The sequence below is a fragment of the Salimicrobium salexigens genome (assembly GCF_900156705.1).
Lineage (GTDB): Bacteria > Bacillota > Bacilli > Bacillales > Halobacillaceae > Salimicrobium > Salimicrobium album.
In genome coordinates, this window is the sequence record NZ_FTOK01000001.1 from 436,349 (window position 1) to 444,463 (window position 8,115).

At 43.8% G+C, this 8,115-nt stretch carries 8 protein-coding genes; 6 read left to right on the plus strand and 2 right to left on the minus strand.

Annotation, left to right across the window (positions count from 1 at the left end; translation table 11 throughout):
• Position 1 precedes the first annotated feature (1 nt).
• The gene (locus BW931_RS02185) at positions 2–211 is read right to left on the minus strand and encodes a DNA-dependent RNA polymerase subunit epsilon (RefSeq protein WP_076569591.1); all 210 of its coding nucleotides are present in this window, start codon (positions 209–211) and stop codon (positions 2–4) included.
• Positions 212–593: 382 nt separating this feature from the next.
• Between BW931_RS02185 and BW931_RS02190 the strand changes: the two genes are divergently transcribed.
• A complete protein-coding gene (locus BW931_RS02190; protein WP_076569593.1) occupies positions 594–1,367 on the plus strand; it encodes a Cof-type HAD-IIB family hydrolase in 774 nt (257 codons plus the stop codon).
• 59 nt (positions 1,368–1,426) lie between these two features.
• Here BW931_RS02190 and def read toward each other — a convergent pair whose 3' ends face one another.
• Positions 1,427–1,978 carry a peptide deformylase gene (gene def, locus BW931_RS02195; RefSeq protein ID WP_008589656.1) on the minus strand — a complete coding sequence of 184 codons (552 nt, stop codon included), beginning with the start codon at positions 1,976–1,978 and terminating at the stop codon, positions 1,427–1,429.
• Between the two features lie 128 nt (positions 1,979–2,106).
• Here def and BW931_RS02200 point away from each other — a divergent pair, with 128 nt between their 5' ends.
• The 5 genes from BW931_RS02200 (at position 2,107) to lpdA (ending at position 7,996) form a co-directional block, all read left to right on the plus strand.
• Positions 2,107–2,775: a YkyA family protein gene (locus BW931_RS02200; protein ID WP_159435659.1), complete on the plus strand. Its 669-nt coding sequence runs from the start codon at positions 2,107–2,109 to the stop codon at positions 2,773–2,775.
• Between the two features lie 416 nt (positions 2,776–3,191).
• Positions 3,192–4,274, plus strand: coding sequence for a pyruvate dehydrogenase (acetyl-transferring) E1 component subunit alpha (pdhA, locus tag BW931_RS02205; RefSeq protein ID WP_076569599.1), 1,083 nt, complete (start codon positions 3,192–3,194; stop codon positions 4,272–4,274).
• 3 nt (positions 4,275–4,277) lie between these two features.
• Positions 4,278–5,255, plus strand: coding sequence for an alpha-ketoacid dehydrogenase subunit beta (locus BW931_RS02210; RefSeq protein ID WP_076569601.1), 978 nt, complete (start codon positions 4,278–4,280; stop codon positions 5,253–5,255).
• Between the two features lie 26 nt (positions 5,256–5,281).
• Complete coding sequence (locus BW931_RS02215; RefSeq protein WP_076569603.1) at positions 5,282–6,586, plus strand: dihydrolipoamide acetyltransferase family protein; 1,305 nt, start codon at positions 5,282–5,284, stop codon at positions 6,584–6,586.
• Between the two features lie 3 nt (positions 6,587–6,589).
• Positions 6,590–7,996, plus strand: coding sequence for a dihydrolipoyl dehydrogenase (gene lpdA / locus BW931_RS02220; RefSeq protein ID WP_076569605.1), 1,407 nt, complete (start codon positions 6,590–6,592; stop codon positions 7,994–7,996).
• Positions 7,997–8,115 lie beyond the last annotated feature (119 nt).

Consider the following 8,115-nt stretch of genomic DNA (forward strand, 5'->3'; position numbering starts at 1 on the left):
ATTAAAACGACTCCATTTTGAAATCTTCGTCCTGCTGCTCATACTGAAGGTGTTCCTCACTTAAACCTTCAATATACTCAATATTTACGTTCTTATCGGCTAATTTTTCACGTACCTCGCGTTCTATTTCTGCTTCTACGTACATAGAATCTGTACGTTCTCTTACAGGCACTTCATTCGGAAGTTCCTGGTAATAAACTTTGTAAACCATTACATTTATCTCTCCTTTATTAAAAAATTACATACTTCACACGTTCTCCCGGAATTCAAATAAGCTTCACGCATACATCTTTCGCTCGAGTATTCGTTTCCAACGTTTTTTTAGCTTTCTTCTTAAACGCTTCATCACAGCGTCCATCTCCCTTCAGGCTAATGGAAGAAAACTGTTACCAAAACGTATGACCGCCCAATCCCTGTTACTTATAGTATAATACGGTTTTCCTTATAATGAAACAACTAACTTAATTATAAGGGTAAAGTTTTTTGTTTTTCGTGTAATACAAGAAAGAGGGGGGGACCAGTTCCTTTCAAAAAAATTGCACTCATGCTAAAGTATATCCATCAAAGAATATTCAGTCCGGGGAGGAAGGAAGATGACGAAAAAATTAGCCTTTTTTGATATAGACGGAACACTTTTGGACCACGATAAAAAGTTACCGCAATCTACGATAGACACAATCAGAAAACTTCAGGATACAGGGGTTTACTGTGCGATTGCGACCGGGAGAGCCCCATTTATGTACAAAGAGATCAGAGAGCAGCTTGGTATCAGTTCTTTTATCAGTTTTAATGGACAATATGCAGTACTGGAAGGAGAGCCTGTATATAAAAATCCTCTGAAATACGAAGAACTTGCATCTCTCCATAAGAAAGCGATCAGCAATAATCATCCTGTGATCTTCATGAGTGACGAGAATATGATGGCTACGAGACCTGGAAGCTGGCGTATTGAACAGGCGCTCGGTTCCCTCCGTTTCGACTATCCTGAGGTTGATGACCGTTATTACGAGAAAAGGGAGATGTATCAGTCCCTTCTATTTTGTGAAGGGGAGGAAATTGAGAGTTACCGGCAGACCCATAGAGCTTTCGATTATATCCGATGGCATAAATATTCCTGTGATATTATTCCGAGTGGAGGGTCGAAATCAGAAGGGATCAGAAAGCTTATCGAGTCTGCAGACGTAGCGATGGAGAACGTCTACGCTTTTGGAGATGGCCCGAATGATGTGGAAATGATCCGTGATGTAGGAACGGGTATTGCTATGGGGAATGCCGTGCCCCAGGTGAAAGCTGTGAGCGACTATGTAACAGATGATGTTTCCAAAGACGGACTGACAAAAGCTGTATATGAAGTTGGTCTGCTATAATAAAAAATCCTGCTGCACTCGTTTAAGTGCGGCAGGATTTTTTTATCGGAAGGTTCCACTCAATCGGCCGGAGTAGCATTTTCCGGTAAGGCATACGGTTGATCTTTATTTATATGATCATAAAACATGATGCCGTTCAGATGATCAAGTTCATGTTGAAATACTATTGCGGCGAAGTCTTTGAGTCTGAGTTTCACTTCTTCCCCGCCAAGTGTCGTAGCTTTCAGAGTTATCCTGCGGTATCGCGGGACATATCCGGGCACCTCTCTGTCCACGGATAAACAGCCTTCCCCGGTAGAAAGATAGGTGTATTCTACCGAATGGCTGATGATTTTCGGGTTGAAAAGTCCGTAGCTGTATTCTTTATCTTTTGTATCCGTAAAATGCACAGCCATCATACGTTTATTGATGTCTATTTGCGGAGCGGCGAGCCCTACTCCGGGGCGAAGTCCGTAACGGTCACACATCTCTTCATCCTGACTGTTTTTGATGAACTGCAGCATGTCCTCCAACGTCTTCCGGTCTTCCGAGCTCGGAGGAAGATCTACATTTTCAGCAGTTTTTCTTAAGGCAGGGTGTCCTTCCCTGACGATATCTTCCATCGTAATCATCGTTCTCATCCTTTCTTTCCTGGTTCCACGGGGAAAATCATCTTTTCATTTTATTTCAACTATTATACTATTGTAGATAGAAATGAAAAACAATAAAAGTTTTTGATTGATTAAGGGGGAAGCGATTGGTGAAGAGAAAGAGCGTTTTGTTCATTATTGCAGGCTGTTCATTTTTATTTGCAGGCTGTTCCAGTCAGACGGCTCAGGAAGAAATATATGACCACCTCGAAGAAACTGTATCATTGGAAGAACCGTTCGAGAAATATCAGAAACAGATCAATGACCTGGAAAATGAAGAACGGGAGTTATATAAAGAAATTATTGCAGCAAAAGAAAGTGAGATGGACAAAATCGAGAAGCTTTCCGATAAAGCTCTTGAAAATGTCGAGGAAAGAAAAGATAAGCTGGATTCAGAAAATGAAAGTATTCAGTCAGCAAGGGATGAATTCGAAGAAGTAGAATCCTCTATCAGTAACATTGAGGAAAACGAAGAGGCTGGGTCCGCTGCCGAAAATATGGTAGCTGCCATGAACAAACGTTATAACGCCTATGAAGATATGCACTCCCTATACGAAGAACTGCTGAAGATGGATGAAGAACTCTACGCAATGCTGAAAAAAGAGGATGTCGCAGAAGAAGAACTGCGTGCGCAGATAACCTCCGTAAATGATAAGTTTACAGAAATCACGGAAGTAAATGAAACTTTCAATGAAAAGACTGAACAGTTTAATGAGTTGAAAAAGAAATATTATGAAGCTTCCGAACTGAACGTGAATTATAATAACAACAAAGGGTAAGGCCGTAGAGAAATTACGGTCTTTTTCTTTTGCAACTGGGAACATTATCGTCTACAATTGTAACAGAAAGTAAAAGTGAGTAATACAGATTACAGCCTAAGGATCCCCTGAATTTCCTCAGCGTCGGCGACTTTGCAAGTTACTGAAGTATTTAATCTAACTGGAGGCCTGTGTATTGACGGATTTGTTTTTGTTAGGCTAGACTGTTTAGTGGTAGAGCAATTGTACCAGTCAAAAACGGATTCGTTCCTGTAACAGTTACGAGGGACGAATTAGATGATTAATATCACGCCTCTCCGGGTATTGCGGGTAAGAGGTGCGGAATGTTTTCTTTGGCTGAATGCAGGCGGGAGTTAAGTCAGTTTTTTTTCAGGGTGATACTTACATTTCAAATGGAAAGGAAGAGGTGACAGACATTGAAACGAACTCTAGAAAATATTGAAAAACAGTTCGAAACGTTTCAAATTCTGAATGAGCAAGGCGAAATAGTAAACGAAGAGGCTATGCCGGAGCTTTCGGACGACGATCTGAAAGAAATTATGCGTCGTATGGTATACACAAGAATTTTGGATCAGCGTTCCATCGCTCTCAACAGACAGGGGCGTCTCGGTTTTTACGCTCCTACAGCAGGACAGGAAGCCTCACAGCTGGGGAGTCACTATGCACTGGAACAGGATGACTTTATTCTTCCGGGCTACCGTGACGTTCCTCAGCTGATTTGGCAGGGTCTGCCGCTATACAAAGCCTACTTGTTCTCTAAAGGCCATTATATCGGTAACCAGATGCCTGAAGAGGTGAAGGCAGTAAGCCCTCAGATCATAATAGGTGCTCAGATCACCCAGGCGGCCGGTGTAGGACTCGGCTTCAAAAAGCGCGGTGAAAAGACAATTGCGATAACTTACACAGGAGACGGAGGCGCGTCTCAGGGTGACTTCTATGAAGGTGTGAACTTTGCGGGTGCCTTCGGTGCTCAAACGGTATTTGTCGTACAGAACAACCAGTATGCTATTTCCGTACCTTCCGAAAAGCAGACTGCTGCTCAGACGATTGCTCAGAAGGCAGTTGCTGCAGGTATTGAAGGTATACAGGTAGACGGTATGGACGTTCTTGCTGTTTATGCAGCAACAAAAGAAGCCCGTGAAAGAGCTATTAACGGTGAAGGTCCTACTCTTATTGAAACACTTACGTATCGTTACGGACCTCACACTATGGCCGGGGACGATCCGACACGTTACCGCACAGAGGACACTGATAACGAATGGGAACAAAAAGATCCAATCGTTCGTTTCCGTAAGTATCTTGAAAGCAAAGATCTATGGAGTGAGGAAGAAGAGAACGAAGTGATTGAAAAAGCGAAAGAAGAAATTAAAGCCGCCATCAAGGAAGCAGATAACACTGCTAAACAGAAAGTTACTGACTTGATGGATATTATGTACGAAGAACTTCCACAGAATTTACAGGAACAACGGGAAGAATACGCTGAAAAGGAGTCGAAATAAATCATGGCACAAATGACAATGATTCAAGCCATCACGGATGCAATGCGCACAGAACTCGGCAATGATGAAAATGTGCTTGTCTTCGGTGAAGACGTTGGTTACTACGGTGGGGTCTTCCGTGCAACGGAAGGCCTGCAGGACGAATTTGGCGAAGATCGCGTGTTTGACACCCCTCTTGCCGAATCAGGTATAAATGGTATGGCGATAGGACTTGCTCTGACAGGATATCGTCCTGTCCCTGAAATACAGTTCTTCGGCTTTGTGTTCGAAACAATGGATGCAATTGCCGGCCAGATGGCACGTTACCGCTTTCGTTCCGGTGGTACCGAATCGATGCCGATCACGATACGTTCTCCTTTCGGAGGAGGAGTCAATACACCTGAGTTGCACGCGGACAGCCTCGAAGGAACTATGGCGCAAATGCCTGGCCTTAAAGTTGTAATCCCGTCCAATCCGTACGACGCGAAAGGACTTTTAATCCAATCTATACGCGATAACGATCCTGTTATCTTTCTCGAACACATGAAACTTTATCGTTCTTTCCGTGAAGAAGTTCCGGAAGAAGAGTATACGGTGGAACTCGGTAAAGCAGCAGTCAAGAGAGAAGGTTCTGACGTTACTCTTATCGGTTATGGTGCCATCGTCCATACAGCGCTGAAAGCGGCGGAACAACTCGAAGAGAATGGAGTTTCGGCTGAAGTTATCGATCTACGTACAGTGAGCCCGGTGGATTATGATACTATCATCGAATCCGTTAAGAAGACGAACCGTGCAGTAGTGCTGCAGGAAGCTCAAAAACAGGCAGGTATCGCTTCCAACGTTGTGGCCGAGATTCAGGAGAAAGCTATTCTTCATCTCGAAGCTCCAGTGTTGCGTGTGACTGCTCCGGATACACTCTATCCGTTTACTCAGGCGGAAGGCGTGTGGCTCCCTGATCACACTTCAATCATCGAAAAAGTTGAAAGTGTAATGAATTTTTAAATAAACCAAGTAGGAGGTAATCCCTGATGGCATATGAATTTAAACTGCCGGATATCGGTGAAGGTATCCACGAAGGTGAAATTGCAAAGTGGTTTGTAGAGGAAGGACAGGAAATTGCTGAAGATGATGTCCTTTGTGAAGTGCAAAATGATAAAGCCGTAGTAGAAATTCCATCTCCAGTAGAAGGAACTGTCAAAAAGATCCATGTAGACGAAGGTGTAACTACAACTGTAGGTACAGTTATTATTACGTTCGATGCAGAAGGGTACGATGACGGTTCCTCTGAGGAAAGTGGAGAATCTGAAGAAGAATCAAAAGAAGAGTCCAAAGAAGATTCGAAACAGGAAGCCGAGCAGGAGCAAAGTGACGAAAAACCGGCTGCTGCCGCTTCCACAGAAAGCGAAGAGGATGATGGTTCAAGAGTAATAGCCATGCCTTCGGTACGGAAGTTTGCGCGTGAAAAAGATGTTAATATCCAAAAAGTTCAGGGTAGCGGTAAAAACGGACGTATTCTGAAAGAGGATATCGAAGCCTATGCGAACGGAGAACAGTCGGAAGCTCAGGCTTCTGCAGAAGAAGAGACTCAGGAAGAGTCTTCCGGTAAACAGCAGGTTCCATCAGGTGAAGCCTACCCTGAAACTCGCGAGAAAATGAGCGGTATGCGTAAAGCGATTGCTAAAGCAATGGTGAACTCGAAGCATACAGCGCCACATGTTACACTTATGGATGAAGTGGACGTGACGGAACTTGTAGCTCACCGTAAGAAGTTCAAAGAAGTTGCTGCTGAACAGGATATTAAACTGACTTATCTTCCATATGTAGTGAAAGCTCTTGTATCAACGCTTAAGAAATACCCGGTATTGAATACGTCTCTGGACGATGAAACAAACGAAATTATCCAGAAACATTATTACAACATCGGAATCGCGGCGGATACGGATAGAGGACTGCTTGTACCTGTAGTGAAAGAAGCTGACCGCAAAGCGATGTTTACTATCTCTGATGAGGTGAACCAGCTTGCCGTTAAAGCTCGCGACGGAAAACTTACCGGAGAAGAAATGAAAGGTGCTTCCACTACTGTTACAAATATCGGCTCTGCCGGTGGTCAGTGGTTCACACCTGTTATTAATCATCCGGAAGTCGCGATACTGGGCATCGGAAGAATTGATGAGAAACCTGTAGTAAGAGACGGAGAAATTGTAGTAGCTCCGGTACTGGCAGTCTCTCTAAGCTTCGACCACAGAATTATCGATGGAGTAACTGCACAGCAGGCAATGAATCACATCAAGCGTTTACTGCACGATCCACAACTAATTATGATGGAGGCGTAAAGTATGGTAGTAGGAGATTTCCCAATTGAAGTAGACACATTAGTAGTAGGAGCAGGACCTGGCGGCTATGTAGCTGCCATCCGTGCTGCTCAAACAGGTCAAAAAGTTACTATTGTAGAAAAAGACAATCTCGGCGGGGTCTGCCTGAACATCGGTTGTGTACCTTCCAAGGCCTTGATTGAAGCGGCTCACAACTTCCAGAAAGCAAAAGGTGACGAGGATATGGGTATTTCATCCGAAAACACCACTGTAGATTTCTCCAAAGTACAGAGCTGGAAAGGCGGCGTCGTTCAGAAACTTACCGGCGGCGTACAAAGTCTTCTGAAAGGTAACAAAGTAGATGTCGTAAAAGGTGAAGCTTACTTTGTCGATCAGAATACAGTGAAAATTATGGACGAAAAGCAGTCACAGACTTACAAGTTCAAAGATTGCATTATCGCAACCGGTTCCCGTCCTATTGAAATCCCTAATTTCAAATTCTCTGAACGCGTTCTGGACTCTACAGGCGCACTGGAGTTAAAAGAAATTCCGAAGAAACTTATTGTTATCGGAGGCGGTTATATAGGTACAGAACTTGGTACTGCCTATGCAAACTTCGATACGGAAGTTACTATTCTTGAAGGAATGGATCGCATACTGAACGGGTTTGAAAAAGATCTTGTTCAGCCGGTTAAGAAGAACCTGAAGAATAAAGGGGTCGAAGTAGTAACTAACGCCATGGCCCAGGGCGTGGAAGAAACTGAGGACGGTGTCAAGGTTACGTATGAGGTGAACGGCGAAGAAAAAACGGCAGAAGCAGACTATGTACTGGTTACCGTCGGCCGTAAACCGAACACGGATGAAATGGGTCTCGAAGAAATGGACATGGACATGGACGACAAGGGTTATATCCAGGTGGATAAACACAGTCGTACGAACTTCGAAAACATTTATGCTATTGGTGACATAGTTCCTGGACCTCCTCTGGCCCATAAAGCTTCTTATGAAGGTAAAATCGCAGCAGAAGTTATTGCCGGAGAGAAAGCGGAAGTGGATTACATGGCTATTCCTCTAGTCGCGTTCTCCGATCCGGAAATCGCTTCTGTCGGCTACACGAAAGAAACAGCTAAAGAAGCCGGCTATGAAGTAAAAGAATCCAAATTCCCGTTCCAGGCAAATGGACGCGCGCTCTCACTGAATAGTACAGAAGGCTTTCTTAAGCTTATTACAAGAAAAGAAGACGGCCTGATTATCGGTGGACATGTTTCTGGTGCTAACGCTAGTGACATGATAGCCGAAATCGGTCTTGCTATTGAAACAGGTATGACAGCAGAAGATCTGTCACTCACTATTCATGCTCACCCTACTCTAGGTGAAATAAGCATGGAAGCAGCTGAAGTAGCAATGAGTCGTCCGATCCACACAATGTAATAGATCAGCAGCCCTGCAGAAGGAATTGAACTATACCCCGAATAATGGACACGAAAAAAAGTGCCCCTTATTCGGGGTTTTTTATGTTTCCTAACCTCGAAGTTCCTTTATAATCAAAT

Bases quoted from the DNA above. Each gene is read 5' to 3' on its own strand.
- BW931_RS02185 (WP_076569591.1), bottom strand. From the start codon at position 211: ATGGTTTACAAAGTTTATTACCAGGAACTTCCGAATGAAGTGCCTGTA.
- BW931_RS02190 (WP_076569593.1), top strand. From the start codon at position 594: ATGACGAAAAAATTAGCCTTTTTTGATATAGACGGAACACTTTTGGAC.
- def (WP_008589656.1), bottom strand. From the start codon at position 1,978: ATGATTACGATGGAAGATATCGTCAGGGAAGGACACCCTGCCTTAAGA.
- BW931_RS02210 (WP_076569601.1), top strand. From the start codon at position 4,278: ATGGCACAAATGACAATGATTCAAGCCATCACGGATGCAATGCGCACA.
- BW931_RS02215 (WP_076569603.1), top strand. From the start codon at position 5,282: ATGGCATATGAATTTAAACTGCCGGATATCGGTGAAGGTATCCACGAA.
- lpdA (WP_076569605.1), top strand. From the start codon at position 6,590: ATGGTAGTAGGAGATTTCCCAATTGAAGTAGACACATTAGTAGTAGGA.